Origin of the sequence: Sphaerisporangium viridialbum (genome assembly GCF_049674955.1) — a bacterium.
In the GTDB taxonomy this organism is placed as follows: Bacteria; Actinomycetota; Actinomycetes; order Streptosporangiales; family Streptosporangiaceae; genus Sphaerisporangium; species Sphaerisporangium viridialbum.
On record NZ_CP187232.1, the window covers coordinates 9,623,707 to 9,647,891 of the forward strand.

Here is a 24,185-nt window from a genome sequence, read left to right on the forward strand (position 1 = left end):
CAGGGGCCGACGAAGGAGGCTTCATGACCAGCTACGCCGCGGCGGGCGTCGACATCGAGGCCGGCGACCGGGCGGTCGAGCTGATGAAGTCCCGGGTGGCGCGGTCCCGGCGTCCCGAGGTGGTGGACGACGCCAGCGGCTTCGCCGGGCTCTTCGACGTGTCGGCCCTGCTGCGCTTCAAGCGGCCCCTGCTCGCGACCTCGACCGACGGCGTGGGCACCAAGGTCATGCTGGCCCAGGCGCTGGGCAAGCACGACACGATCGGCATCGACCTGGTCGGCATGGTCGTCGACGACCTGGTGGTGTGCGGGGCCGAGCCGCTGTTCATGACCGACTACATCGCCTGCGGCAAGGTCGTCCCCGAGCGCATCGCCGACATCGTGGGCGGGGTCGCCGAGGGATGCCGCCTGGCCGGTTGCGCCCTCGTCGGCGGCGAGACCGCGGAGCACCCCGGAGCCATGGGGCCGGACGAGTACGACCTCGCCGGAGCGGGCACCGGAGTGGTCGAGGCCTCTGAGCTGCTCGGTCCCGAGCGCGTGCGGCCGGGCGACGTGGTCCTCGGGCTCGCCTCCTCCGGCGTCCACTCCAACGGCTACTCCCTGGTGCGCCACGTCCTGCGTACGGCCGGCCTGGCGCTGGAGGCGTCGCTCCCCGAACTGGACCGGACGCTGGGCGAAGAACTGCTGGAGCCCACGCGCATCTACTCCCTCGGCTGCCTCGGCCTCACCAGGGCCGTGGAGGTCCACGCCTTCGCCCACATCACGGGCGGCGGGCTGGCGGCCAACCTCGCCCGGTCACTGCCAGGCTCGGTGGACGCCATACTCGACCGCTCGTCGTGGACGCCGCAGCCGATCTTCGAGGTCATCGCCGGGTATGGCGGGGTGGCCCAGGAGGAGATGGACCGCACGTTCAACCTCGGCGTCGGCATGTGCGCGATCGTGCCGCAGGACGCCGTCGAGGCCGCCCTGAACACTCTGCGTGAGCACGACCAGCACGCGTGGGTCCTCGGCGAGATCGTCCCGGGTGCGGGCGAGGCCCGCTTCAAGGCCTGACCAGAGAGGTCCGGAGAAGGTCAGTGGGCCTTCTCCGGACTCGGTTACGGGACAGGCGACTTCGATGGCCACAAGCGGACATCCGGCCGGAACCGGTCGGCGACGACCCGGACGGCACGCCCGGACGCCCCCCGCAGGGCTCGCCGCACGGCAAAGTGATCTCGGTCACCACCGAACGGGGGCGAAGAGCTCCACGAACACGACGAAAAGCTCCTCGCCATGCAGCATGGCAAGGAGCCTTCGAGCGCGCGAAGGAGGCACTCGGCGAGCCTCTGCTCACCGGGTGCCTTCCTGCGTCAACCCGAAAATCGCCTACCGGCGACGGGACCTGTCGTCCTCGTCATCGTCGTCGACATCGCCGGCGTAATCGGCGTACCGATCGGCCAGTTCATCGTCAACGACGTCATCATCGTTTTGGTTGGAGTCGTGATTGACTCCGAGCTCCTCGCGAAGACGGTCAAGATCGGTGCCGCCGCTGTTGTACTTGAGCTGGCGTGCAACCTTCACCTGCTTGGCCTTGGCTCGGCCGCGCCCCATCGGCTCGACCCCCTCATGCGGGGTCGTGCCCGACCCCTCGTCGCTAACGCACCACGCGCTGACGCCGCCTGACTTCCGGCGTCAGCTCTCGTTCGACTACAACCGTACCTGTTTTGCGCGCCGCTCGGTACGCCGTAAGGGCGTCCGCAGTCAGCGGCCCAGCCAAATACCCCTAAGCCGTCCGACTTCCGACATTCTGCGCTCCGCCAGCCTATCGGCCGCCGCAGCCGGCGGGACCCCTTCCTCATCAGCGATCGAAAAGATCTTCAACGTCGTGTCGAAGATCTGCGTCGCCTTTACCCTGGCGCGGTCCATGTTGAAGCCCTGGATCTCGTCGGCGACCTGGATGACGCCCCCGGAGTTCACGACGTAGTCCGGAGCGTAAAGGATGCCCCGCTCCGCGAGCTGCTTCTCCACGCCGGGATGGGCCAGTTGGTTGTTGGCCCCTCCGCACACGATCTTCGCCCGGAGCCCCGCGACCGTGCCGTCGTCGAGCGCGCCGCCCAGCGCGCACGGAGAGTAGACGTCGATGTCCGCGGCCCTCATCGCCTCGGCGTCCGCCACGACCTGGACCTCGGGGTGGACCTTCCTGACCCGCTCGACGGCCTGCTCGCTCACGTCGCAGACCACGACCTCGGCGCCGTCCTCCAGCAGGTGGTCCACCAGGCGGTAGCCGACCTTGCCGACTCCCTCGACGCCCACACGCCTGCCGCGCAGACTGGAGGCGCCGTAGGTGTACGCACTGGCGGCCCGCATCCCCTGGAACACGCCGTAGGCCGTGAGGATCGAGGAGTCGCCCGCGCCGCCGTTGGCCACCGTGCGCCCGGTGACGAACGAGGACTCCTTCGCGACGATGTCCATGTCCTCGCTGTAGGTGCCCACGTCGCACGCGGTGAAGTAGCGCCCGCCGAGCGACTGGATGAAGCGGCCGTAGGCGCGCAGCAGCGCCTCGCTCTTGTCCTTGGCCGGGTCGCCGATGATCACGGCCTTGCCCCCGCCGAGGTCGAGCCCCGCCAGTGCGTTCTTGTACGCCATGGCGCGCGAGAGGTTGAGAACGTCCTCCAGCGCCGCCTGCTCGTTCTCGTACGGGTAGAACCGCGTGCCGCCGAGCCCTGGACCGAGGGCCGTGTTGTAGATCGCGATGATCGCGTGGAGGCCGCTGCGGTCGTCCGAGCAGAAGACGACCTGCTCGTGTGTTGCCTGTCCGATCGATGGGCTCGCGTCCTTGTGGGACAGCCCGAAGACGTCGGTCACGATGGTGACTCCCGGTCAATCTCGTCCGCCGCCTCGTCGCGGCGGATCCCGGGAACCACCCTATCTAGCTGCTCTTGCCCTAACCATGATCGTCCAGATCGCGACACACCCGGCGTGCCGCGCGCGGCGCCACCCGCCCGCTCGCTCGCGTCGGCTCGCCGCTCCGTGGCACCATTCGAGATGTGCTGCCCTACGCCGCCTATCTCCGCGTCTACGAGCCGTTGTCCGCGTTCACCGAGCGCGACCGCGCCCTCTGGGCGAGATACGCCGACTCCAAGGACCGGCCGCGCCGCGCGTTCGCCCTTGAGGCGGAGCACTCGGAGGCCGTCCGCCGGCTCCTGGGCGTCTCGGCCATGCCCGCGCCCGGCGGCGAGAGCGTTAACGCCTACCTGCGGCGCATCGAGGACACGCTGTACGTCTGCCCCTGGCAGAGCAGGCTGCGGTCGTGGCTGGCGTTCGCCCGGTTCCGGGGCGCCACGCCGATCAAGCTGGCCGACCGTTTCGTTCCCCGGGCGATCGCCGAGCAGACGGCCGACGACTTCGACAGGTTCAAGCAGAAGGGCAACTCGTCGGCCCTGCGCACGCACATCCGCACCAGCACCTGGCACATCCCGGCCCCCTGGTTCGTGCCCTTCGACTCCGCGGAGCGCTGGCTCGTCCTCGGCCGCCCGGAGGAGCCGGCCACAGAGCCCACGGCCCCGACGACCACGGCCCCCGCGAGGAACCTGCTGTACGTCACCTCGATGGCGCAGGCCAGGCGCAGGGTCGCGCGGGCCCTCGTGGTGATCCGCCGCCACGTCGGCGACGTGAGCACCCTGGCCGAGGTCGAGGAGGTCGGGCGGTGGCTGGAGGAGTTCCATCCGCACTCTCTCGTCGAGCTCGACTACGGCGGTCTCGTCCACCTGATGGACGACGCGACACTCCAGGGCGACCAGTCCGCCGCGGAGCTCGCCGCCGCCCTCACAGGGTTGGACACGGGTCAAGAAGAACTGGCCTTCGCCATGTATCAGCGAGTGATCGTGCGCTGGAAGTCAATACAAGCCCTCGAATCGGCGAACTGAACCGCAAATCCTCGACGTGACCTGCAAAAGTAGGTAACGGGAGTCACCAGCTCGCTTCTGCGAACTGAGTAGTTTGCCGTTTTCACTGCGATACCACGAAACGTGTCGCTAGAATCACCGAGCGTGACATCAACCCGTGGACAAGGCGTTGTACTTAGAGGGCTCGCCAATCGCTCTACGTGGCTGTATGGTCACATCGGGTGATACCGCACATGGTCCAGAAAAATCCGTATGAATTGGATCATTGTGGGACATCCGTGACAAGCGCCAACACAAGTCGCAGGATCGCTGTCGCCGGTCCACGGAGGAGAGGCCGCACAAATGTCAGCTCGTACACCCGAGGCCGAGCCACTGCTCACCCCGGCGGAGGTCGCCACCATGTTCCGCGTCGACCCCAAGACCGTTACTCGGTGGGCGAAGGCGGGCAAGTTGACGTCCATCCGCACCCTTGGCGGTCACCGGCGCTACCGGGAGACCGAGGTCCGTGCGCTGCTCGCGGGTATCCCGCAGCAGCGGTCGGAGTGAGGCGGGGACCGTCACCGACCTAGGGGGGAGAACCGGCGCGCTCGCGTCACGTATGTGAGCGCGTCCAACCACACACCCATGACCACGTGAGGCGGACTTGGGCCTCCGGGGGCCGTACGGCCCCCACTGCGCGCCCGAGTGACCGTGACCGAGGCCATAGGCCAGGTGTGGGAGGCGCCGCCCGCCCGGCGCCACCTCACCAGGCCGGTGCGGGTGCGTCCCGGTGGGTAATCGGATCTAGGGCCTCCGCCGCACGGAAGCCCTATCCACCGGTCCCCGCCCGCCGCCAGAGAAGATCTAACCCGGCTCCCCGGGCCCTCGTCCGAGCTCCGGGAGCGACCCGCCTGCCAGGCCGTCGTGCTGGGCGGCGACCCCCAGCAGGGCCACCATCTGGTCGACGAGCAGGCGTTCGAGGGTCGCGCGCTCTATGTCGCGGTTCTCCAGCCAGTCGAGCCCCGCCGTCTCGACCGAGGCGATCCAGGACCTGAGCGTCGTGCGCAACACCGGGGTCGGCTCGCTCACCTGCATCTGATTCATGATCATCTTGAAGAGGCGCCGGCGCACGCCCTCGACGATCTCGCCCACCTCGCCCGCGCGGTTCGCGGGACCTCCGCGGAGCAGCGCCGCGAACCCCGCCGCGTGGTCCTCCACGAAGTCGAAGTAGCGTGTGAGCCCCGCCGCCAGCCCCTCGATGGCGGTGCCGCCGTTCACGGGGCGGAGCATCTCCTGCAGTTCCTGCGCCGCGCTGCGCAACGCCGCGACGTACAGCTCCTGCTTTCCCCCGAAGTAGTGATAGACGAGCGCCCGTGAGGCCCCCGCGGCCGTGGCCACGTCGTCTATCGACACGTCTTCCGCGTCGTGCTTGCTGAAAAGCTCCAGTGCCGCCGCCATCAGCTCTTCGCGGCGGCGGTCGACGCTCAGCCTTCGTCGTGCTGGACGCATGTCCCCGGTGCCGGAGCCATCCCGCTCACCTGGGGCCCTTGATGTCGCACCCACAATGCGCACACTATCGGAGGCGGTGCCCAATAAGCGCAGCCCCGATGACCATCTGCCGAGGCGCACAAGACACCCGTACCCTCAACGCGACTCGATCGTTTGGTCTGACAGGTGCACATCCACTCAGCGTGGGGAGAACCATGTCAGGACCGTCCATGCAGACGACCGCTCGGTACCCTTCCGATCTCGGCGCGACCGAGTCCGGGCTCGGCGACGCCCACGGGCCGCGCCCCCGGCCGACGATCCGGAACGTTGCAGAACGCGCGGGCGTCTCCAAGTCGCTGGTCTCCCTGGTGCTGAGGGGGTCCCCGCACGTCAGCGAACACCGGCGTGAGGCGGTGTTACAGGCGGCCAGAGAGCTCGGCTATCGGCCGAACGCCGTGGCGCGCAGCCTCGTCGAGGGGCGCACCCACCTGGTCGGCGCGCTCGTGGCCGATCTCCACAACCCGTTCTACGCCGAGTTCCTCGACGGGTTGCAGGAGAGCCTCCACGGTGACGGCCTCCGGCTGCTGATCGGAAGCGGCCGCTGGGACCCCGCCTTCGAGGAGGAGGCCGTCGAGGCCTTCCTGGAGCTCCGGGTGGACGGCCTCGTGCTGCTCGGGGTCGCGCCGTCCAGCGAGACGCTCGCCGAGGCGGCGGCGTACACGCCCACGGTCGTCGTGGGCGAGCGCGACGTCGAGCTCGACAGCGTGGACATCGTCGTGGACGACGACCAGCTCGGCGCCCGCCTCGCGGTCGACCACCTGGTCGAGCTCGGCCACCGGCGCATCGCGCACATCGAGGGCACGCCGTCGTCGTCCGCGCGCTTCCGCTGCGAGGGCTACCTCGTCGCGATGCGCAGGCACGCGCTGGCCCCGCACATCATGGTCGAGCACGGCGACTTCACCGAGGAGGGCGGCCGCCGGGCGGCCAGGGCACTGCTGGAGCGCGACCCGCGCCCCACCGCGATCTTCGCCGCCAACGACGTCGTCGCCCTCGGCGTGCTGGTCGCGGCGAGTGAGCTGGGGCTGCGCGTCCCCGAGGACCTGTCGGTCGTGGGGTACGACAACACCCACCTGGCCGCCGTGCACCACATCTCGCTGACCACGCTGGACCAGCCGCGACGGGCGATGGGACGGTCGGCCGCCGCCCTGCTGAGCGACCGCATCACCGACCCGGGCAAGCTGGCGAGGCTGCGCCAGGTCACGCCGCGCCTGGTGGTGCGACACAGCACCGGCCCGGCTCCAAGTGATCCCCAAGGGTAGGTCAACATCCACGGAAACGGCGCCGTCCCCGTGTTGACTCGGAGCAGGCGCCGGCCCCCCGGCGTGCCGGACCGGTCCCAAAAGGGCTGGAACGCTCGCTTGTCATGGGGGCAGCGGGTGGGCAGGCAGTGCCCGCCGGGCCAGGCGGCCGGCGTCTGACCGGGGGGTAGACATGCGTGATCCGGAACTGGTCTCCTGCGCGCAGCGCGCGGCGGCCGAGCTAGAGCGTGCGTGGGCGCACTGGCGGGCCACCCGGGGGAAGGACGACGAGGGCTCGACCGAGTCGGTCGCCAGCTACGTCGCCCACTCCATCGACCATCCGTGGGGCCGCCCGCGCGTCGTCCTCGGCCTGGACGCCGAGGACGCCAGGGAACTCGCCGCGCTGCTCCAGAAGCAGAATCTCGGCGAGCCCGCCTGGTAGCCCCCGCTCGTCCCCGTTTCGCATAGCGGCCGGTCCACCACGCGGATACGCGTAGGTTGGAGTGCGGACAGGTCGTCTTCGAAGGGGATCATCGTGACCAGTCGAGCACTGGCCGTAACGTTCCTGGCCCTGTGCGGGCTGGGCGCTTCAGCCTGTGGCGGAGCGGCGAGCACCAGCGCCGCCGAGGCCGCCGGGCCCCGGACCGCCGACATGAGAAGCGTCGCGGCGCAACCCGCGTCCAGCTCGGCACGGGCGGCGACGGCGGGCACGCCGTCCCCCGCCAAGCCGCTGGCCGGCAAGGTCATCGTGATCGACCCGGGCCACAACGGCGGGAACTACCGGCACCCCGAGGTCGTCAACAAGAAGGTCGACGTCCTCACCGAGTGGAAGCCCTGCGACACCACGGGCACCGCCACCAACGACGGCTACTCCGAGGCCGCCTTCACCTGGGACGTCGCCAACCGCATGGTCAAGCTGCTGAAGGCCAAGGGCGCCACCGTCGAGCTCACCCGCGACAGCAACACGGGCGTCGGCCCGTGCATCACCCAGCGCGCGGCCATCGGCAACAAGGCCCACGCGAACGCCGCCGTCTCGATCCACGCCGACGGCGCCCCCGCCTCGGGCCGCGGCTTCCACATCATCATGCCGAAGAAGATCAACGGGCCGGTCGACCCCGTGGTGGGGCGTTCCAAGAAGCTCGGCCTCGCGCTGCGCGAGGCGTACAAGTCCGGCACGGGCATGCCCTACTCCACGTATCTCGGCAAGGACGCGCTCGACTTCCGCAGCGACCTCGGCGGGCTCAACCTCTCCACGGTGCCGAAGGTCTTCATCGAGACCGGCAACATGCGTAACCCCACCGACGCCGCCAAGCTCAAGGACCCCGCCTTCCGGCAGCGCATCGCCGCGTCCCTCGCCGAAGGCCTGCAGAAGTACCTCGGCTGACCCCGTGGGTGGCACCGCTGGACGACGGCGGCCGTTTTGGCATGATCTAGGGCATGACTGACCTGATCCCGCGTCCGAAGGTCCTCGACCCCGCGCCAGGCTCGTTCGAGTTCACCCCTCGCGCCGCGGTGTCCGGTCCCGCCGATCTGGCCGACGCCGTACGGCTGGCGCTCGCCGTGCTCGACCTCGGCCCCGGCGACCACGGCGACCACACGGGCATCGCGCGGGCCGGCGCGGCTCCGGGCGGGGCTCAGACGGCGCACCAGGCCACGATCAGCGTCGAGCCTGATCTGAGTCTCGGTCCCGAGTCCTACGCCGTGACAGTGGATCCTGAGGCCGTACGGATCGCCGCAGGGGGCGCGGCGGGCGCGCTGTACGCGGGCCAGACGCTCCGGCAACTGTTGCCCGCCGACGCATTCCGCTCCGTGCCGCTGCCCGGCGCGCGGTGGCCGGTCCCGTGCGGGCGGATCGAGGACGCGCCGCGCTTCTCGTGGCGGGGCGCCCACCTCGACGTTTCCCGACATTTCATGCCGAAGCGTGAAGTGCTGCGCCTGATCGACCTGCTGGCGGTCCACAAGCTCAACCGCCTCCACCTGCACCTGGCGGACGACCAGGGCTGGCGGGTGGAGAGCCGGGCCCATCCGCTGCTGCACGAGATCGGATCGCACCGGGCACGCACCACCACCAGGCACTTCCACGGCGAGACCGAGTACGACGACACCCCGCACGGCGGGTTCTACACCCTGGCCGACCTGTCGGAGATCGCCGCCTACGCCCGCGCGCGGGCCGTGACCGTCGTGCCGGAGATCGACGTCCCCGGTCACGCGTCCGCGATCCTCGCCGCGTACCCGCACCTCGGCGCCGACCCGGCGAGTCGGCACGACGTGCTGGACCGCTGGGGGATCTCCCCCGCGATCCTGTCCCCGCTGCCCGGCACGATCGACTTCCTGGCGACGGTGTTCGCGGAGATCGTCGAGGCCCTCGGCCCCGTGCCGTACTTCCACATCGGCGGCGACGAGTGCGTGCTCGACGACTGGGCGGCCTCGGCCGAGATCGAGGCCCATCGGGAGTCGCTCGGGCTCGCCACCCCCGGCGACCTGCACGCGTGGTTCCTGCGCGGGCTCGCCGACGTGCTGGCCGGCCTCGGTTCGCGCGCCGTGGTCTGGGATGAGGCGTTCGTGAGCGGGATGCTCCGCGAGGACACGGTCGTCATGCCGTGGCGGGGCGTGGAGGTCGGGCGGCGGGCGGCCGCCGCCGGGCACGACATCGTGGCGACCTCGGTGTTCCCCCTGTACTTCGACTACGCCGAGGCCGCGTCGCCCGAGGAGCCGGTGGCCATCGGCGACACGATCACCGTCGCGGACGTGGCGGCCTTCGAGCCCGTGCCCGCGTCGTGGACGCCGGCGGAGGCGGGCCGGGTGCTGGGGGCGCAGTTCCAGCTATGGACCGAGCGCATCCCCGACGGGCGCACCCTGGACTACCGGGCCTGGCCGCGCGGCTGCGCCATGGCCCAGGTGACCTGGTCGGGCGACGCCGAGGGCTTCGCCGCGGCGCTGCCCGCGCATCTCGGCCGGCTGGACGCCTACGGCGTGGAGTACCGGCCGCCGGCGGGGCCCCGTCCGTGGCAGCGCGGGGGCACGGGCGTCAGGCGGCACCGGCCGGGCGCGGTGGCGGTGGCCGAGGTGATGCGCCACCTGGAGGAGCTCACCCACGCGGCGGACTCCACCCGCCCGAGCCTGGGCTAGGAGACCTGGTAGCCGGCTTCCTCGATCGCCGCGCGGATGGCCGCGTCGTCGAGGGGGCCGCCTCCCGACACCTCGACCCGCCCGCTCCCGAGGTCGACCTCGACGCCGGTGACACCCGGCACCTCGCCGACCTCCTCCTTGACGGAGCTGACGCAGTGGCCGCAGGTCATTCCGGTGACGGTGTATGTGCTGGTGGTCATGGGTCCATCCTCCTCACATGCGTACCCAACCAGGGTATGGCATGGCGGCGCTAGCCGCCGACCCGGCCCACCACCTCGCGGACCGACGAGTAACCGTGGCGGCGCAGCCTGCGGGACAGGTCGCGGTTGATCCGCCACGCCCAGAGCGGGCCCTCGTAGATCATGCCGGTGTAGCCCTGGACCAGCGTGGCCCCGGCCAGCAGGCGCTCCCAGACGTCGTCGACGTCCTCGACGCCTCCGACCGAGACCAGGGTGACGCGGTCGCCCACCCGCGCGCGAAGCCTTCTCAGCACCTCCAGCGAGCGCGCCTTGAGCGGCCGCCCCGACAGCCCGCCGGTCTCGGCCGCCACTGCCGCCTCGGCCTTGGACACGCCTTCCCTGCCGACGGTGGTGTTGGTGGCGATGATGCCCGCGAGGCCCAGCTCGACCGCGAGGTCGGCGACGGCGTCGACGTCCTCGTCAGCGAGGTCAGGGGCGATCTTGACGAGCAGTGGCGTGCGCCCCGCGACCTGCCGCACTTCCTTCAGCAACGGCCGCAGGAGCTCGACCGCCTGGAGGTTGCGCAGGCCGGGGGTGTTCGGGGAGCTGACGTTCACGACGAGGTAGTCGGCGAGCGGCGCGAGCTTCCTGGCACTGGCGACGTAGTCGCGCACGGCCAGCTCCTCGGGGATGACCTTGGTCTTGCCGATGTTCACCCCGACCACCACGGGCAGGCCGCGGGGCCTGCGCAGGCGCCGCGCGGCCTGCTGGGCGCCGCGGTTGTTGAAGCCCATGCGGTTGACGATCGCCCGGTCGGACACCAGCCGGAACAGCCTCGGACGAGGGTTGCCCGGCTGGGCGTGGGCGGTGATCGTCCCCACCTCGACATGGCCGAAGCCGAAGGCCGCCAGGGCTTCCACACAGCCGGCGTCCTTGTCGAAGCCCGCCGCGAGCCCGAAGGGGCTCGGGAAGTGGACCCCGAAGGCCTGGATGCGGAGCGCCTCGTCGTGTGGCGCCAGCCTCTGGTAGAGCAGGCGCTTCACGACGGGGGCGAGCGAGAGGACCCGGAGCGCGCGAATGGTCAGATGGTGCACCGTCTCGGCGTCGAACCGCCGGAGCACCTGCGCGAAGAGCAGTCGATACATCACCGATCAGGGTAGCCGGGATCAGTTGAGGCTCGGATCGCGGTCCGTCCGGGGCGAGGCCAGCCGGATGGTCTTCCAGCTCTCCGGTGGAACGATGTCATGCCAGTCCTCCTGGCTGATGCTCAGCCGATGGTCGAACTCCAGCAGCCGGAGCAGGCGCAGTACCCGCCGCGAGGGCCGGACGATCGTGAGCGTGCCACCGTGATCGCGCATGCACCGGTCCAGCCACTTCAGCGCGCGGACCCCCGAGCAGTCGAGGAAGGTCACGTGGGCCAGGTCGAGGTTCACGTGAAGCGGCCGGTGGCGGGCGAGCAGTACGGGAAGGTGCCGGCGCAACTCCGCGGCGCCCTCGAAGTCGAGGTCGCCGTGCAGAGTCATCCCCATCGCCATCCGCGGCGGAGGATCGTACGAAGTGATCACTATCACGATCGGCCTGGCCCTCAGGCCGGGGGTGCCTGTTCGCCGAGGATCTCCGCGGCCAGGTCGGCGACGCGGCGCCGGCTGTCGCGTGCCCGCTTGCGCAGGCCGGTGAAGGCCTGGGCGGCGGTCAGATCATGCTTGCCCATCAGATACCCGATCGCCCGCTCGATCACGATGCGGTAGTCGAGTGCGTACTGGAGCTGGTCGGCCAGCGCGCTCTTCTCCTCGGCCTTCACCGCCGCCGCGAGCACCTCCTCGATGACGTGCGCGTACGCGAGGAGGGCCTGGGTGTCGGACTCCTCCCAGTCGTGGGGCTCTGCCTGGTAGACGTTGAGGGTGCCGACCGGCCCGTCCCCCAGGCGTACGGGAACCCCCGCCACCGCCCGCACGCTCGGGTGCAGCAGCTCGGCCAGGTCGGGCCATCGCTCGTCGGTCTGGACGTCACGCGTGGTCACCGCGGCGTTGTTGAAGAACGCCGACACGCATGGTCCCCGTCCGATCGCCGCCTGCGCGTGCTCCAGGCTGCGCCCGGCCTCGTCGGTCGTCACCAGATAACGCAGCGCCTTGCCCTCATCGGCGAACATCAGACCCGCCCCGGCATAGCCGAACAACCGGTCCACCACGCGCACGATGCGTTCCAAGTGGTGTACGACCCCGGTGGCCTCCGAGGCCTTCTGCACGCCTCTGAGGCTCGCGACCAAGGACTCCGGATCAATACGTGTCATTTCCCATCCTCTTGAGAACCTCACCCCTGCGCCGGCTCATGGAGAGGCATGCGTGATCGCATGGCATCTGCCCGAAATCGGGCACAACAGTCCCGCTTTCGCGAGCGCCGGGGAGTGACAACCCGAACAACCCGGATCGCCTAAGGATCCGGGGGGCGAAATCAGGAACGCCGATCACACCGTCCGTCGGACGGAGGAAATCGACGAGCGCGGCCGGCGATGTGCGGAGCCACAGCGCGCTTGACATGGTCAACGCCCGTGCCAATGGCGGTGCCACCTCCATTTGAGGAAGCTCCGCGGACACAGGGCGGAATGATCTGCGACAAAGCGTAGTGCGGCACGATGACTCTGGCCAAGTGGTTCACCCACCTGGTCGAAAATCGAGGTGTCGAACGGCGTTGGCCTCGCTCGTACGGCTTCCGCGTCCTCGTCCGCGCAGTGTGGCTCGGACGGGCGCGTGGCCGCAGGTGAGCGATCAGGTTCGCTCCGCGACTACTGGATGCAATTAGATGCATGCGACCCCGCACGGGTGTGCGATGCCGCAAGCAGGATTAGATCACATGTTCGAGGCTTCTGTGACATTTCTACTACGACGCCTTGTCAGCCTATGCGCTGGCCGGTCGTCGTGCGGCACGGGCGCGGCGCAGGGCCCTCACGGGCGCACCCGTGGGCGGAAAGTCGCAGGTCAGAGCTTTAATTAGGAATATTTCCATTTTAGGCGCCTTCGGCGGCAGGCCCGGGCAGGAGGCCCACCACGGCACGCTTCACGGCGATGGTGTAGTCGTGAAGACCGGGCAGGTTCCGGCGGACGACGCCCGGCCTGATCGCTTTACAGGAAGGACCACATCGGTGACCAACACATCCGCTGTCGCGAGCCCGGTGGACTTCTCCGTTCACGGTGACTACGGGCTGAAGTCCTCCACCGGGGCCAAGGGCGACTTCACCCGGCCGCCGTACAGCTTCAGGGATCGGGTGACCGCGGACGGGAGCAGCGGCTACCCCGCCGAGCCGGGCCGCTACCACCTGTACGTCTCGTCAGCCTGCCCCTGGGCTCACCGGTCGATCATCGTCAGGGCGCTGAAGAAGCTGGAGAACGTCGTCTCGCTGTCGGTCGTGGACCCGGTCCGCGACGGCCGGGGATGGGCGTTCCGCGAGGGCCCTGGGTACACCGCCGATCCGGTCAACGGCTTCACGCTGCTGCGCGAGGCCTACGAGGCCAGTGACCCCGGCTACGACGGCCACGTGTCCGTGCCGGTGCTCTGGGACCGTCAGACCGGGCGCATCGTCAGCAACAACTTCCCCGACATCACGATCGACCTCGGCACCCAGTTCGAGCGGTGGGCCGACACCGGTGTCGACCTCTACCCCGCCGCTCTCAGGCCGGAGATCGACGCGCTGAACGACCGGATCTACGCCACGGTCAACAACGGCGTCTACCGCTGCGGCTTCGCCGTGAGCCAGGAGGCCTACGAGGAGGCCGTCGCCGAGCTCTTCGCCACCCTCGACGACCTCGAGAAGCGCCTCGGCACCGGCCGCTACCTGCTCGGCGACCGGCTCACCGAGGCCGACGTACGGCTGTGGGTCACGCTCGCGCGTTTCGACGCGGTCTACGTCACCCACTTCAAGGCCAACCTGCGCCGCCTGGTGGACTACCCGAACCTCTGGGCGTACGCCAGGGATCTCTACCAGCGCCCCGCCTTCGGGGGGACCACGGACTTCGACCACATCAAGCGGCACTACTACGGCACCCACCCGCAGATCAACCCGACCCGGATCGTGCCGGCCGGTCCTCTGCTCGACTGGAACGCCCCGCACGGCCGCGAGGGCCTCTCGTCCTGACGGCCGGGTCCCCGGGAGAGCCCGGCATCGCCCGCCACCTGTCGGCGGCCTTCGGTCAGTTCACCGACGAGGAACGGCAGGTCATCGAGCGCTTCCTCACCGGCAGCATCGACGACGATCAACGCGCGCCACGAGTCGACGGCCGGTCGCGACGGCGATAGCCGTCCGATGGACGGTGGTTGATACCCGTTTGCAGCGGGGGGTCAAGGCGATTGCAAGCGGCCGATCACATACTGCGGTCATCACGAAACAGAGAGGACCGCTCCGATGACGATCACCCGCACCCTCACCGGCCTCGCCGTAGCCGCCGCCTTCGTCGCGATCGCCCCCGCCGCCGCCCAGGCCGGCACCGGCGCATCGGACGCGGCCACCGCCTCGGCCTCCTCCTCCCTCTGGGGCACGTACTACGCCCCCGGTCACCGGGCCAAGACCTCCGGCTCCCTGTCCGCCACGGGCGAGGACCACGAGGTCATCCCGACCGCCGACACCGTGAAGATCTCCGGCAAGGTCACTGACCTCACGCGCGGCTCGTCGTGCGGCCTCGCGGTCTTCCGCATCACCTACCGCGACAGCTCCGGCAACCTGCCCTTCAAGCACCACACCGTCCGCGACTGCACGTACGGCTCGCCGAAGGCCTTCACCTTCAGCTACCCGGACGTGTACGAGGTCGAGCTGAAGGTCTGCTCCGAGGCCAAGTCCGCCCAGCCCTCGCTGAACTGCCTCTACGCGGGCACCTGGAAGGTCCTCTACCTGTCCAAGTAACCGCTCAGAAGTCGAAGCACTCCAGATGGATGCGGCGGTTCGGGACACCCGCGCGGCGGAGGGCGTGACGCGCCGCCATCGTCATCCCGGTGGGACCGCAGAGGTACACGTCGTGGACGGCCAGCCCGGGGATCAGGGTCCGCAGGGCACGCCCGGTCAGCGGCACCGTACGTCCGCCCGACATCTCGTCGACGGTGTAGTGGACCGTGGCCCCGCGCGCGGCGGCGATGGCGTCCAGCTCGTGGCGCAGCACCAGATCCTCGTCGCGGCGTGCCATGTAGACCAGGGTCACCTGGCCGGGCAGCGTCTCGAAGAGCGTGCGCAGCGGGCTGATGCCTACCCCACCGCCTATGAGCAGCACCTGGGGCCTGCGGCGGCGCGCGGCGGTGAGCGCCCCGTACGGCCCCTCGGCCCACACGCGGGTGCCGGGGCGCAGGGCGGCCAGCGCCCGGCTGTGGTCCCCGACCGCCTTGACGGTGATGCGCAGGAACCTCGCGTTCGCGGGGGCCGACAGCGAGTACGGATTGGCCGTCCACCACAGGCCGGAGGCCAGGAAGCGCCAGCGGAAGAACTGGCCGGGCTCCGCGCCGAGCTCGTCCAGGCGCTCGCCGGTCAGGTAGACCGACACCACGGTGGGCGACTCCAGGCGGACCCCGGCCACCCGCAGCCGGTGGCGCAGGGCGCGCCGCACGGGGGTGAGGAAGCGATACCAGACCAGGGCCAGCGATACCGAGACGTACAGGGCTCGCCAGAGCACGCTCGCGACGACGCTCCCGGCGAAGTCCGGGCCCGTGAGCTGGTGGGCGAACGCCAGGAAGACGGCGCCGTAGGTGACGAAGTGCAGGTAGTGCCAGATCTCATACCTCATCCCGCGCCGGACGGCCCGTACCGAGATGATCGCGACACCGGCCAGCAGCAGGAGGCCGGCGGTCGCTTCCAGCACGGCGGGGCCGTCCAGGATCAGCGTGACCGTCACTCGCGCCACGCCGGTGCCCGAGCGGGCGACGTGGGCCGCGATCGCGAAAGCCATGTGCGCCGCTGACAGGACGATGGTGCAGCGGCCGCCCATCCCGTGCCAGCGGGCCAGGCGGTCGGTGCCTACCCCGCGGTCCAGCACGGGCACACGCGACACCAGCCCGAGCAGGACGGCGCAGGCGTAGCCCGCGAGCAGGCCGGTGAGCCGTCCTGCCCAGCCGAGCCAGCCGGCGAGCCCGGCGACCGAGGCCAGGCCGGACCAGCATCCCGCCGTCGCCAGGGCCGCTCCCCCGTAGATCAGGACGAGCACCAGGGTCCGATGCGCTCCCCGGGCGGGTGGCCGTCCGGCCGGGGAGCGCCTGGCGCGCGGCCGCGTCCGCGCGCCCCCCACGGCCCCGGCCGGACGGGGTCCTCTCCCCATCCCGTCCGAGCCGCCACTTCTCGCGGTCTCGGCCGGGCGGGTACTTCTCCCCATCCCGTCCGAGCCGCCACTTCTCGCGGTCTCGGCCGGGCGGGTACTTCTCGTAGCCTCGGCCGGACGGGCGCTTCTCCCGGTTTCTGGAGGTCGCGCACGCGCGCTTCTCACGGCCTCAGCCGGGTGAGCTGGGCCGCGTGGAGCTTCTCCATCGACTCGGCGAAGGCCATGGTCTCCCGGTCGGCGCCCGACCCCTGCTCTCCTCGGGCCACCACCACGGACTGGCTGAGGTACTCACGCGCGTCCTGCCTGAAGAGCCGGTCGAACGCGGCGCCGCTCGCCTTGTTCAGGACCGCGAAGTCGGCGGCGGTCACCATGCCCGGCATGTCGTGCCCGTCATGCTCATTGGACTCCGGCACGCCCGCCCGCCGCAGCAGCTCGCGCAGCCGATGAAGCGTCGTACGGCGGTCGCCACAGGCCTCCGCGGCGAAGCGCCTGACGTCCGGATCGGCGGACTTCGCCGGGGCCAGTTCGAGCAGGCGCACCGCCTGCTCGGTCATCGGGATCATCAGCTGCAACCACGCGATGTCGGTGACGTTGAACGAGCCCGTCGTGTCCGCCGTGACGCCCGAAGCTGTGTCCGCCGTCGCGCGGACCGCCTGCGCGGGCAGGTGGTCCGCGGCCGAATGGGCGGTCGGGCCTGCGGCGACACAGCGCGTCACCAGTAGCCCTGTGAGTACCGCGAGCACGGGTAAGCCGATGGCGGCCGTCTTCATCGCATCCCCCTCTTGCTCGGTTGGTCTCGGTTGGTCTCGGGTCGTCTCGGTTGGTCTCGGGCGCCTGTGTCAGGGGGTGCCGTCGGCGCCGCACTTGACGATCGGGCGGATGCAGTCACGCACACGCCGCTCCATCTCCGCCTCGGGCCAGGCGTTGAAGAAGTCGCCGTGCATCGTGTAGCCCGGTCCCGACGCCAGCCGGAACGCGGCCGGGTTGCCGCTGACGGGGTAGCGCAGCACCATGCGGAGCTTGGGCACGATCACCGGGTGCGACGCCGGGCAGGCGTTCCCCACCGGGTACGACATGTGGCTCTTGTGGTCGGCGGAGTCCAGGTTCTTGCCGTCCCAGCAGTGCGGGAAGTCCAGGTAGCTCTCCAGCATCTTGCCCGCCGGGCAGTTGACGAAGTTCTTGGACGAGCCGACCTCCCCGGCGTGCAGGCACGACCAGCGCGCGCTGCTGGTGCTGTCCGCGCCGGTGGCCTTGGCGTTGCCGGCCACGATCCTCAGCCCCTGCGGGAGCGCGCGGGTCTTCGCCATCGCGCTGTCGCTGACGCCCTCGCCCAGGTAGTAGAACGTGGTGCCGGTGGGCTCGACCGCTTTGTCCCCGTTGTAGAGGGTGGGCACCCAGTACGACGACAGGTCGGCCTTCGGGCTGCAGGTGCTGTTGCCCTTCAGCAGGGTCGTCAGCGTGGAGTCGGCGTCAGTGGAGGTGTTGCCGAAGAAACTGTGCATGTGCGAAGCGCCCGCGAGGCCGGGAAGCACGATCGGGTCGTCGGCAAGGCGATGGGTGAACGGGCACTCGGCAACGAACTCGGCCACCCGCAAGGCGCCGGGCGGCACCGGGCCCTTGCTCGGGTCGCCGCTCGGGGCCGGCTTGGTCGGCGAGGCGCTCGGGGCGGGCTTGGTCGGCGAGGCGCTGGGGACGGGCTTGGTGGGGCTGCCGCTCGGAACCGGCTTGGTCGGCGAGGCGCTCGGCTCGGGCTTGGCCGAGCCGGTCCCGAAGACCTGGAACTCCCACAACGAGACGCCGTACTGGCTGGACCGCTTGGTGGCGTAGAGCCGTACGTACCGGCCGCTGCCCGACACGTTCAGGGTCTGCACGCCGTCGACGCCGGCCGTCGTGGACCGGATCGTCTTCCACTGCCCGCCCCCGTTGGAGACCTGGATGGTGAAGGCGGTGGCGTAGGCGTGCTCCCAGTTCAGCACGATCTTGCTGATCGTGCTGGTCGCGCCCAGGTCGACCTGGAGCCACTGGGGGTCGCTGAACTTGCTCGACCAGCGGGTGCCGGCCTTGCCGTCGACTGCGGCCGACGGCGACAGATCGCCCCTCTCGCTCGAAGACGCGGTGGCGGTGCGCCCCTGCGAGAGCGGAGCCTCGGCCGCGCCGGCCGGGACCGTGACGTTCATCAGGCAGGCGCTCAGGACGGCGGCCAGGGCGCTCAGGAGCGTGGCTCGGCGGCCTGCTCGGCGACCTGGCGAAGTACCGCGCGGAATGGTCTTACCCATGCTGATCAGGTCCTTCGTACAGGGAGTCGGAATGGGGAGCCGTCACGTCCGGCGGCCGGACGCGTTCGCTCCTGCACAGGAGACCGGGGGGCGGGCGGGCGACAACAGAAACCTTGACAAGAACCCCGAATTTTCGTTGTCCGAGGGTGGCTCGCCGGGTCTCCTCTCAGGAGGGACTCCTCGTAGGTGGAGAGGATCGTCCCTTGTCGAGAGAATTGCCCGACCCGACGCAGGGACGACTGACAGGGAGCGGAGCGCGATGCCCGGAACCGGTAGGGGCGGACCTGACACGGCGATGGTGTCGGCCGCCCGCGACGGAGACCAGCAGGCACTGGACGCTCTGGTGGCCGATTCGCTCCCGCTCGTCTACAACATCGTCGGCAGGGCCCTGAACGGGCACAACGACGTCGACGACGTGGTCCAGGAGACCCTGCTGCGGGTGGTCCGCGCCCTTCCCGACCTGCGGGACCCGAAGGCGTACCGCTCCTGGCTGGTGGCGATCGCCGTCCGCCAGGTACGCGACCACGAGCAGGACCGGCGGACCACGCAGAACCGCAGGGCCGACCTGGACACCGCGACCGAGGTGCCCGACCCGGAGTCGGACTTCGCCGCCGTGACCGTCCTGCGGCTCGGGCTCACCGACCAGCGCCGCGAGGTCGCCGAGGCCACCCGGTGGCTCGACAACGACGACCGGTCGCTTCTTGCCCTGTGGTGGCTGGAGGAGACCGGCGAGCTCGGCCGCGCGGACCTCGCCGGCGCGCTCGGCCTGTCCGGCCGCCACGCCGCCGTACGCGTGCAGCGCATGAAGGAACAGGTCCAGACGGCTCGTACGGTCGTGCGAGCGCTAAGTGCGGACTCCGGGTGCCCCGAGCTGCGTACCCTCACCTCGAACTGGGACGGTGCGCCGAACCCGCTGTGGCGCAAGCGCTTCGCCCGGCACGTGCGCGGCTGCCCGATCTGCGGGCGGCGCGCCGCCGGGCTGCTGCCCATCGACCGGCTGCTCAGCGGGCTGCCGCTGCTGCCCGTGCCGGCCGGCTTCCTGCTGGACCACATCCAGGTCATACCGCCCGCCACCGACGCGATCAGGCATGTCGCCTCGCAGCTCTTCGCGGGGCGCGGCGCGCACCGGGCATCCCACGCCGCCGGCTCGCGGGGGCCGCTGTCCTCCATACCGCACGGTCCGGCCGCGGCGGCCGGCGTGGCCGCGGTCGTCGTCGCCGCCGTGGTGGCCGGGCATCTCGCCACCACGCCCGCCCCGGTGGCCGAGCCCGTCGTGGAGCCTCGGACGACCTCGAAGGTGCTGCCGTCGCGCTCGCCGTCCGCGACCCCCTCCCCCTCCCCGTCCCCGAGCCGGCGCGAAGCCCCCCGCGAGCCGGCTCCCGTGGGGGTGTCGGCCAAGAAGGGGGTGGGAGTGTGGAAGATGCCCGGCGTCAGCACGGCGCTCGCCAAGTCGGGCGCGAGCTGGTACTACACCTGGAACACGAACCACGACGGCGTCAGCACGTCCAATTCGGTGGAGTTCGTCCCCATGGTGTGGGGAGCCGCCAGCGTCACGCCCGCGAAGCTCGCCGAGGCCAAGCGGGCCGGCCCGTACCTGCTCGGATTCAACGAGCCCGACCTGCCCGCCCAGGCCAACATGAGCGTGGAGAAGGCGCTGTCCCTGTGGCCCAAGCTCATGGCCGCCGGGCGCGTGCTGGGCAGTCCGTCCGTGGCGTTCGGCGGGGACAAACCCGGTGGGTGGCTCGACCGCTTCATGTCGGGAGCGGCCGCCCGCGGGTACCGCGTGGACTTCGTCGCGGTGCACTGGTACGGCTCCGACTTCCGTACGGATAACGCGGTCGCCCAGCTCAAGTCCTACCTGCGGGCCATCTACAAGCGCTACCACAAGCCGATCTGGCTCACCGAGTACGCGCTGGTCGACTTCTCGAACGGCACCCGCTACCCCGGCGACGCGCGGCAGGCCGCCTTCCTCACCGCCTCGACCAAGATGCTGTCCTCCCTGCCGTACGTGCGACGCTGGGGGTGGTTCGGCCTGCCGTCCTCGCCCACCGAACCGAACAGCGGGCTCTTCCGGCACGACGGGGCCGCGACGCTGACGGGCCGCGCCTTCCAGTCGGCCCGCTGACCTCTCTGCTCCTACGCTCGTTCGAGTTTCCAGACGGTGTCGCGGGAGGCTTCGTAGACCCGGTCGAACTCCTCCTGGTATTCGGCGACGGGCAGAACCTCGCCCTGGGCGGCCCGAAGGCGGTGAAACGGGTCCGAGAGTCATCCAATTCAGCGCGCGGAGCTGTCTTCATATCCAGGGTCGTCGAGGTAGCGGAACGCCTCGTGGGCGGATTTCACGCTGTCCTTCAACGCCTGTTCCAAACGGTCGGCGTCCTCGGCGAGTATCGCGATCTCGGGCATGGCCAGCCTGTCTGATCCGGCTTCCGCCAGCAGTTCCTCGTAACGGGGCAGCCGTTCGCGCAATGCCTCGATCTGGTTGCGGGCGTGATACGCGCGCTCGGCCTGCGCGATATGACGGGAGTATCGCTCCAGCGCCTCGACCCGGGCCGTGACCGCGGCCTCGCTCGCCGCGAGCACCCGTTCCAGCGGGCTCACCACCGCCGACACCTCGTGCGAGACGTCCGTACCGACGATCTCGGCGTGTTCGGAACGCAGAGCGGAAAGCTTGGCCAGCAGGCGTGCTATCTCCCACTCGTGGGCGGGGAGGATCACCGCGTTGCCGAGATCGTCCATCAGGCCCTCCTGATTCACCCGCGACCGCAGGACCGAATCGACCGCCGTCCTGGAACGGGCGAGAAGCTCCCTGCTCGCCGCGTCGAAATCCTCGGGAAGGAGAAAACGGCCCTGGTACCGGCGGGCGTGCCCGTACACGATCCGCTCCGGTATTTCGTCCTCCTCCTGTGCGTTCGACCCGCCACCCATGAGCAGATAGGCCACCAGCACGCCGCCCATGAGAAGCACGAACACGGCCGTGCCGATCAGGCGGCTGAACAGCATGAGCACGATGGCGAATGAGGCCAGGCCCGCGCTGACGACGCGAATGCGACGCGGAATTCGCGGACCGCCGAAGTCCGCCTGGTGCTCGGGGGTCCATCCGGCGCGGATACGGGATAGAAGCCGCTCGTTACCGCGCAACATGTTGGCCACATCCCACGGCACATCCGGATCCACAATCGTGCCGATCCGTCGTTCTCCGGGCGGGCCACCACGGGTTACGACCACGCGAGTCCCCCTCCTCGGCCTGCCGTGATCATACGCCTTACTGTTCCGCCGAATCAGGTGGCGACCCGACGTCATGAAAAGGCACTGGAAAGGATCACCCCGTGCCGATGGGATTCACGCCGCTGAGCAAGAAAATATCCGGCTCCATGGCCCGGCCTCCACCCGGCGCCACCACGAGAACTCCGAACCTTTGCCAGTTGCGTCATCTCCGGTACGACACCGCTCGCCGGCCCGGCACCTTTTGACGGCCCGGCACCTATACAGACCGCCGAGGGCATGGAGGCGCCGAATCATGGGACAACCATGGAACACTCTGGCCGCCTCGCGGCATTCGGTAATCAGTTGATCGAAGTCCACCTCTGGCTCCGCGAAGAGCTGGCCCGGCTCCGTGAGAACGTCGACTCCTACCTCGACGGCCACGGCGATACGAGGAAAAGCGCATCGTCACGGCCCTCAACTCGCTGAACGAGCCGAACTGGGCCGCCTCAAACCCCGCGTTCCTCCTGACCACCGCCCCAGGCCAGGCAGGCACGTCCGAGGCATAGGTTCAGCCGGTACGGCCGGGTCGGCTCTGCCACGGGGGTATGGCATAGAACGGGATCATGAGCAGCCACACACCGGCCGACCGCCTCACCCTGGCCATCGAGCAGGACCGGGTGCCCGATCTCCACGCCGTCGTCGCCGTCCGGGACGGCGAGGTGGTCCTGGAGCACTATGGCGAAGGCGAGGACTTCATCCTGAACGAGCCCCTCGGCCACGTGCGCTTCACACCCGGCACGCTTCACGACATCCGCTCGGTCACCAAGAGCGTCGTCGGCCTCCTGTACGGCATCGCCCTGGCCGACGGCCATGTCCCGGAGCCGCACGAGTCATTGCTGGCGCACTTCCCCGAGTATCCGGACCTCGCGGAGGACCCCCGACGGGCCGTGCTGACGGTCGAGCACGCGCTCACGATGACGCTCGGCCTGAAGTGGAACGAGAACGTCCCCTACACGAGCCCCGCCAACAGCGAGATCGCGATGGAACTCGCTCCCGACCGCTTCCGCTACATCCTGCGACAGCCGATCGTGGACGAGCCCGGCGTCCGATGGTCCTACTGCGGAGGCGCCTCGGCGCTGGTGGCGCGGCTCATAGAGGAGGGCACCGGGCTGGCGCTGGAGGACTACGGCCGTGCCAAGCTGTTCGAGCCCCTGGGGATCGCGGACTTCGCCTGGTCGACCGGCGAGGACGGGACGGCTCTGGCCGCCTCGGGGCTGCGGCTGACCCCTCGCGGCCTCCTCGCGATCGGACGGCTGGTGCTCGACGGGGGTCGCGGCATCGTTCCCGCGTCCTGGCTGGCGACGGCGCTGCGCCCTCACGTGCGGCTCGGCGACGGCTCCTCGTACGGCTACCACTGGTACATGGGCGACACGTGGGTGGGCGGGTTCGGCAACGGCGGCCAGCGGCTCTACGTGGCGCCCGGGCTGGACCTCGCGGTCGCCATCACCGCGGGACAGTACGACTTGCCCAACCAGCCGACCGCCTCGGTGGTACTCGACGAGGTGATCCTGGCGGGGATCGAGACCTGAACCACACCCACGGCAGCCTTTGCCATCAAGGTATTCATGCCAATCAGAGGTCCGAATGCCGCCGGATCCGCAGTGGGTGAAACGACCACGATGAGCGTCATGAACAACAACCTTGACGGCAAAGTAGCGCTGGTGACAGGCGGCAGCCGCGGTATCGGCGCGGCCGTGGCATTGCGCCTGGCCGAGGACGGCGCCGACGTGGCGTTCACCTATCAGCAGAACACCGAACGGGCCGACGCGGTGGTCGACCAGATCAAATCCATCGGACGGCGTGCGCTGGCCATACAGGCGGACAGCGCGGACATCGCGGCCGTGACCGCGGCGGTGGACCGGGCCGCCACCGAGTTCGGCCGGCTCGACATCCTCGTCAACAACGCGGGGGTCTACCTGACCGGCCCGCTGGCAGAACTCGGGTTGGAGGAATTCGAGTCCACCGTCGCGGTCAACGTACGAGCTCCGTTCGCCGCGTCGAAGGCCGCCGTCGACCACATGGCCGGCGGCGGCCGGATCGTCAACATCGGCAGCAACACCGCCGAGCGGGTGGTGTTCCCGGGCTTCGCCCTTTACTCGATGAGCAAGACCGCCCTCATCGGGCTGACCAAGGGTCTGGCCCGCGAACTCGGCCCGCGTGGGATCACCGTCAACATGGTGAACCCCGGCCCGACCGACACCGACCTGAACCCGGCCGACGGCCCCCACGCCGGCATGATCAGAGACTTCACCGCCCTCGGCCGCTACGGCACCCCCGCCGAAATCGCCGCCGCCGTCGCCTACCTCACCGGCAACGACGGCCAGTACGTAACAGGCGCGATGCTCAACGTCGACGGAGGATTCAACATCTGACCCGCCACACCGGCCGTAGACGGTGAG

General features: G+C 70.0%; 23 protein-coding genes. 12 read left to right on the forward strand and 11 right to left on the reverse strand.

Annotated elements, in window-relative coordinates; translation table 11 throughout:
* Nucleotides 1-23: 23 nt before the first annotated feature.
* Nucleotides 24-1,052: a phosphoribosylformylglycinamidine cyclo-ligase gene (purM, locus tag ACOZ38_RS43305; RefSeq protein WP_424536632.1), complete on the forward strand. Its 1,029-nt coding sequence runs from the start codon at nt 24-26 to the stop codon at nt 1,050-1,052.
* 312 nt (nt 1,053-1,364) lie between these two features.
* On the opposite strand, the gene ACOZ38_RS43310 is transcribed toward purM, so the two are convergent.
* On the reverse strand, nt 1,365-1,589 hold the full coding sequence (locus ACOZ38_RS43310; RefSeq protein ID WP_405142398.1) for a DUF3073 domain-containing protein: 225 nt from the start codon (nt 1,587-1,589) through the stop codon (nt 1,365-1,367).
* A gap of 150 nt (nt 1,590-1,739) precedes the next feature.
* On the reverse strand, nt 1,740-2,843 hold the full coding sequence (locus ACOZ38_RS43315) for a Glu/Leu/Phe/Val family dehydrogenase (RefSeq protein ID WP_405142400.1): 1,104 nt from the start codon (nt 2,841-2,843) through the stop codon (nt 1,740-1,742).
* Nucleotides 2,844-3,025: 182 nt separating this feature from the next.
* Here ACOZ38_RS43315 and ACOZ38_RS43320 point away from each other — a divergent pair, with 182 nt between their 5' ends.
* Both ACOZ38_RS43320 and bldC read left to right on the forward strand, forming a co-directional pair.
* Nucleotides 3,026-3,904: a hypothetical protein gene (locus ACOZ38_RS43320; RefSeq protein WP_424536633.1), complete on the forward strand. Its 879-nt coding sequence runs from the start codon at nt 3,026-3,028 to the stop codon at nt 3,902-3,904.
* 321 nt (nt 3,905-4,225) lie between these two features.
* Entirely contained in the window at nt 4,226-4,429 is a 204-nt protein-coding gene (bldC, locus tag ACOZ38_RS43325; RefSeq protein ID WP_013133571.1) for a developmental transcriptional regulator BldC, read from the forward strand.
* Nucleotides 4,430-4,726: 297 nt separating this feature from the next.
* On the opposite strand, the gene ACOZ38_RS43330 is transcribed toward bldC, so the two are convergent.
* Entirely contained in the window at nt 4,727-5,371 is a 645-nt protein-coding gene (locus ACOZ38_RS43330) for a TetR/AcrR family transcriptional regulator (protein WP_424536634.1), read from the reverse strand.
* Nucleotides 5,372-5,580: 209 nt separating this feature from the next.
* Here ACOZ38_RS43330 and ACOZ38_RS43335 point away from each other — a divergent pair, with 209 nt between their 5' ends.
* The 4 genes from ACOZ38_RS43335 to ACOZ38_RS43350 all read left to right on the forward strand — a co-directional run bounded on the left by ACOZ38_RS43335 (nt 5,581) and on the right by ACOZ38_RS43350 (nt 9,777).
* A complete protein-coding gene (locus ACOZ38_RS43335; protein ID WP_405142408.1) occupies nt 5,581-6,669 on the forward strand; it encodes a LacI family DNA-binding transcriptional regulator in 1,089 nt (362 codons plus the stop codon).
* A 172-nt stretch (nt 6,670-6,841) separates the two neighbouring features.
* The gene (locus ACOZ38_RS43340; protein ID WP_358550474.1) at nt 6,842-7,090 is read left to right on the forward strand and encodes a hypothetical protein; all 249 of its coding nucleotides are present in this window, start codon (nt 6,842-6,844) and stop codon (nt 7,088-7,090) included.
* 93 nt (nt 7,091-7,183) lie between these two features.
* Entirely contained in the window at nt 7,184-8,032 is an 849-nt protein-coding gene (locus ACOZ38_RS43345; protein WP_424536635.1) for an N-acetylmuramoyl-L-alanine amidase, read from the forward strand.
* A gap of 53 nt (nt 8,033-8,085) precedes the next feature.
* Nucleotides 8,086-9,777: a beta-N-acetylhexosaminidase gene (locus ACOZ38_RS43350; protein WP_424536636.1), complete on the forward strand. Its 1,692-nt coding sequence runs from the start codon at nt 8,086-8,088 to the stop codon at nt 9,775-9,777.
* Here the strand turns inward: ACOZ38_RS43350 and ACOZ38_RS43355 are convergent.
* The 4 genes from ACOZ38_RS43355 to ACOZ38_RS43370 form a co-directional block, all read right to left on the reverse strand.
* A complete protein-coding gene (locus ACOZ38_RS43355) occupies nt 9,774-9,977 on the reverse strand; it encodes a heavy-metal-associated domain-containing protein (protein WP_363913691.1) in 204 nt (67 codons plus the stop codon). The two genes, ACOZ38_RS43350 and ACOZ38_RS43355, sit on opposite strands and share 4 nt — an antisense overlap.
* 50 nt (nt 9,978-10,027) lie before the next feature.
* The gene (locus tag ACOZ38_RS43360) at nt 10,028-11,101 is read right to left on the reverse strand and encodes a quinone-dependent dihydroorotate dehydrogenase (RefSeq protein WP_424536637.1); all 1,074 of its coding nucleotides are present in this window, start codon (nt 11,099-11,101) and stop codon (nt 10,028-10,030) included.
* 21 nt (nt 11,102-11,122) lie between these two features.
* A complete protein-coding gene (locus ACOZ38_RS43365) occupies nt 11,123-11,479 on the reverse strand; it encodes an STAS domain-containing protein (protein ID WP_424536638.1) in 357 nt (118 codons plus the stop codon).
* Nucleotides 11,480-11,541: 62 nt separating this feature from the next.
* Nucleotides 11,542-12,246, reverse strand: coding sequence for an ANTAR domain-containing protein (locus tag ACOZ38_RS43370; protein WP_405142417.1), 705 nt, complete (start codon nt 12,244-12,246; stop codon nt 11,542-11,544).
* Between the two features lie 849 nt (nt 12,247-13,095).
* Between ACOZ38_RS43370 and ACOZ38_RS43375 the strand changes: the two genes are divergently transcribed.
* Both ACOZ38_RS43375 and ACOZ38_RS43380 read left to right on the forward strand, forming a co-directional pair.
* Nucleotides 13,096-14,085: a glutathione S-transferase family protein gene (locus ACOZ38_RS43375; RefSeq protein WP_424536639.1), complete on the forward strand. Its 990-nt coding sequence runs from the start codon at nt 13,096-13,098 to the stop codon at nt 14,083-14,085.
* 267 nt (nt 14,086-14,352) lie between these two features.
* Nucleotides 14,353-14,847: a hypothetical protein gene (locus ACOZ38_RS43380; RefSeq protein WP_424536640.1), complete on the forward strand. Its 495-nt coding sequence runs from the start codon at nt 14,353-14,355 to the stop codon at nt 14,845-14,847.
* 4 nt (nt 14,848-14,851) lie between these two features.
* On the opposite strand, the gene ACOZ38_RS43385 is transcribed toward ACOZ38_RS43380, so the two are convergent.
* The 3 genes from ACOZ38_RS43385 to ACOZ38_RS43395 all read right to left on the reverse strand — a co-directional run bounded on the left by ACOZ38_RS43385 (nt 14,852) and on the right by ACOZ38_RS43395 (nt 18,519).
* Complete coding sequence (locus tag ACOZ38_RS43385) at nt 14,852-16,132, reverse strand: ferredoxin reductase family protein (protein WP_424536641.1); 1,281 nt, start codon at nt 16,130-16,132, stop codon at nt 14,852-14,854.
* Between the two features lie 272 nt (nt 16,133-16,404).
* Nucleotides 16,405-17,013, reverse strand: coding sequence for a DUF305 domain-containing protein (locus ACOZ38_RS43390; RefSeq protein ID WP_424536642.1), 609 nt, complete (start codon nt 17,011-17,013; stop codon nt 16,405-16,407).
* Between the two features lie 69 nt (nt 17,014-17,082).
* The gene (locus tag ACOZ38_RS43395) at nt 17,083-18,519 is read right to left on the reverse strand and encodes a DUF1996 domain-containing protein (RefSeq protein WP_424536643.1); all 1,437 of its coding nucleotides are present in this window, start codon (nt 18,517-18,519) and stop codon (nt 17,083-17,085) included.
* Nucleotides 18,520-18,778: 259 nt separating this feature from the next.
* Between ACOZ38_RS43395 and ACOZ38_RS43400 the strand changes: the two genes are divergently transcribed.
* A complete protein-coding gene (locus tag ACOZ38_RS43400; RefSeq protein WP_424536644.1) occupies nt 18,779-20,644 on the forward strand; it encodes a sigma-70 family RNA polymerase sigma factor in 1,866 nt (621 codons plus the stop codon).
* Nucleotides 20,645-20,793: 149 nt separating this feature from the next.
* On the opposite strand, the gene ACOZ38_RS43405 is transcribed toward ACOZ38_RS43400, so the two are convergent.
* Nucleotides 20,794-21,822, reverse strand: a complete 1,029-nt coding sequence (locus ACOZ38_RS43405; protein WP_424536645.1) for a hypothetical protein — start codon at nt 21,820-21,822, stop codon at nt 20,794-20,796.
* 527 nt (nt 21,823-22,349) lie between these two features.
* Here ACOZ38_RS43405 and ACOZ38_RS43410 point away from each other — a divergent pair.
* Both ACOZ38_RS43410 and ACOZ38_RS43415 read left to right on the forward strand, forming a co-directional pair.
* Nucleotides 22,350-23,315, forward strand: coding sequence for a serine hydrolase domain-containing protein (locus ACOZ38_RS43410; RefSeq protein WP_424536646.1), 966 nt, complete (start codon nt 22,350-22,352; stop codon nt 23,313-23,315).
* A gap of 99 nt (nt 23,316-23,414) precedes the next feature.
* On the forward strand, nt 23,415-24,158 hold the full coding sequence (locus ACOZ38_RS43415; protein ID WP_424536647.1) for an SDR family NAD(P)-dependent oxidoreductase: 744 nt from the start codon (nt 23,415-23,417) through the stop codon (nt 24,156-24,158).
* Nucleotides 24,159-24,185 lie beyond the last annotated feature (27 nt).

Coding starts and splice junctions, on each gene's coding strand:
- ACOZ38_RS43330 (WP_424536634.1), bottom strand. CDS start 5,371: ATGCGTCCAGCACGACGAAGGCTGAGCGTCGACCGCCGCCGCGAAGAG.
- ACOZ38_RS43350 (WP_424536636.1), top strand. CDS start 8,086: ATGACTGACCTGATCCCGCGTCCGAAGGTCCTCGACCCCGCGCCAGGC.
- ACOZ38_RS43370 (WP_405142417.1), bottom strand. CDS start 12,246: ATGACACGTATTGATCCGGAGTCCTTGGTCGCGAGCCTCAGAGGCGTG.
- ACOZ38_RS43410 (WP_424536646.1), top strand. CDS start 22,350: ATGAGCAGCCACACACCGGCCGACCGCCTCACCCTGGCCATCGAGCAG.
- bldC (WP_013133571.1), top strand. CDS start 4,226: ATGTCAGCTCGTACACCCGAGGCCGAGCCACTGCTCACCCCGGCGGAG.
- ACOZ38_RS43360 (WP_424536637.1), bottom strand. CDS start 11,101: ATGTATCGACTGCTCTTCGCGCAGGTGCTCCGGCGGTTCGACGCCGAG.
- ACOZ38_RS43355 (WP_363913691.1), bottom strand. CDS start 9,977: ATGACCACCAGCACATACACCGTCACCGGAATGACCTGCGGCCACTGC.
- ACOZ38_RS43405 (WP_424536645.1), bottom strand. CDS start 21,822: ATGACGTCGGGTCGCCACCTGATTCGGCGGAACAGTAAGGCGTATGAT.
- ACOZ38_RS43335 (WP_405142408.1), top strand. CDS start 5,581: ATGCAGACGACCGCTCGGTACCCTTCCGATCTCGGCGCGACCGAGTCC.
- ACOZ38_RS43400 (WP_424536644.1), top strand. CDS start 18,779: ATGCCCGGAACCGGTAGGGGCGGACCTGACACGGCGATGGTGTCGGCC.
- ACOZ38_RS43395 (WP_424536643.1), bottom strand. CDS start 18,519: ATGGGTAAGACCATTCCGCGCGGTACTTCGCCAGGTCGCCGAGCAGGC.
- ACOZ38_RS43340 (WP_358550474.1), top strand. CDS start 6,842: ATGCGTGATCCGGAACTGGTCTCCTGCGCGCAGCGCGCGGCGGCCGAG.
- ACOZ38_RS43380 (WP_424536640.1), top strand. CDS start 14,353: ATGACGATCACCCGCACCCTCACCGGCCTCGCCGTAGCCGCCGCCTTC.
- ACOZ38_RS43415 (WP_424536647.1), top strand. CDS start 23,415: ATGAACAACAACCTTGACGGCAAAGTAGCGCTGGTGACAGGCGGCAGC.
- ACOZ38_RS43310 (WP_405142398.1), bottom strand. CDS start 1,589: ATGGGGCGCGGCCGAGCCAAGGCCAAGCAGGTGAAGGTTGCACGCCAG.
- purM (WP_424536632.1), top strand. CDS start 24: ATGACCAGCTACGCCGCGGCGGGCGTCGACATCGAGGCCGGCGACCGG.
- ACOZ38_RS43390 (WP_424536642.1), bottom strand. CDS start 17,013: ATGAAGACGGCCGCCATCGGCTTACCCGTGCTCGCGGTACTCACAGGG.
- ACOZ38_RS43365 (WP_424536638.1), bottom strand. CDS start 11,479: ATGACTCTGCACGGCGACCTCGACTTCGAGGGCGCCGCGGAGTTGCGC.